Annotated in this window: 1 protein-coding gene and 1 pseudogene; both read right to left on the bottom strand. The window is 54.2% G+C overall.

The annotated features are described in order from the left end of the window. Nucleotides 1–22: 22 nt before the first annotated feature. The gene (locus L8V01_RS11880) at nt 23–943 is read right to left on the bottom strand and encodes an IS3 family transposase (protein WP_306592583.1); all 921 of its coding nucleotides are present in this window, start codon (nt 941–943) and stop codon (nt 23–25) included. Nucleotides 944–1,063: 120 nt separating this feature from the next. Beyond that, nucleotides 1,064–1,283 (bottom strand): annotated as a pseudogene (locus L8V01_RS11960) (hypothetical protein). Nucleotides 1,284–1,308: the final 25 nt, after the last annotated feature.

Raw genomic sequence — 1,308 nt, 5'->3', positions numbered from 1 at the left:
TGAAGTGCCCCGGGTTTTGTTCCTAGGCGTTTGCCTTGATTTCTATTATTGCTTGCGGCGGGTGCTGGTCCCAAAATTCGGTTTCCACTTCAGCTGGCGTGCGGTAGCCCAAGCTTTGGTGAAGCCTCGTCTCGTTCCACCATGACACCCACTCAAACGTCGCGATTTCCACCTCGACAACCTCATCCCACCTGCGAGTATGGATCAGCTCGTTTTTGTAGGAACCATTAACGTTTTCCGCCAGAGCATTGTCATAGGAATCCCCGACAGTTCCGGTGGAAGCGGCAATCCCGTGCTGGGCAAGACGCTCGTTGTAGACAACGCTGACATACTGCGAGCCGTGATCCGAATGATGAATGAGACCTGTTGTTTCCTCAGCAGACGCGATCGCCTGGTTGAGAGCTTGCAGCGGCAACGCTTCGGTGCGCATGGAATCTGATAACGCCCACCCAACGATCCGTCGGGAGTAAACATCGGTGACAAACGCGGCATACACAAAGCCTTTCTTCGTGCGCACGTAGGTAATATCAGCCACCCACAGCTTGTTCGGGCCTTCGGCTTTGAATTCTCGCTCCACCAAGTCCGGGCGTAAATCCGGCCTTTGAGGTGTGCGAGTGGTCATAGGCGAGCGGCCTTTGCCTTTGCCTGATACACCGGCTAGACGCATCAGCCGCGCGGTTTGTTCACGACCGATATCGATTCCGTCACGATGAAGAGCATGCCACATTTTCCGCACACCGTAGATGCCGTAATTATCCCGATGGATAGCACTAATGCGTTCAACCAGCACAGCATCACGAAGGCGGCGAGCACTTACCCCACGGGCCTTGGACTGACGATACCCACGCGAGGTGATGAACCCACCAGCGCGGTTTTTCTTCAACGTCTTACAGATGAACTCGACAGAGAAACGATTCCGGTATTCATCGATGAACCGGATCATTTCCGACGTTTTGGACCTGGTTCCGACGCGAAAAAAGCTGAGGCAGCCTTTAAAAGTTCATTGGTGTCGCGTAGCTCTTGATTTTCACGGCGAAGCCTCGCGTTTTCGGCGGCCAGATCTTCAGGCACGGGTTCTGGGATGTTTCCCGCACGGCGGGCCTGCCAAAGTCCATTGACGGGCTGTGTGCCATGACACCCCCAGCTTTGGGGCTACTGCCTGGCACGCGGCTTGCATCGACATATTTTCCGCCAAGATGCGGTCCTCTACAAGACGGACCACACGATCCTTCGCATCCTGGTCAAATTTTCTTGGCATATTCCAGATTTTCCCATCTACTCAAACGGAACAAAACCTGGGACACTTCA

Source organism: Corynebacterium curieae (assembly GCF_027570035.1).
Classification (GTDB): Bacteria; Actinomycetota; Actinomycetes; order Mycobacteriales; family Mycobacteriaceae; genus Corynebacterium; species Corynebacterium curieae.
The sequence above is the reverse complement of the archived record's forward strand: the minus strand, read 5'-3'. Positions and strand labels throughout refer to the sequence as shown.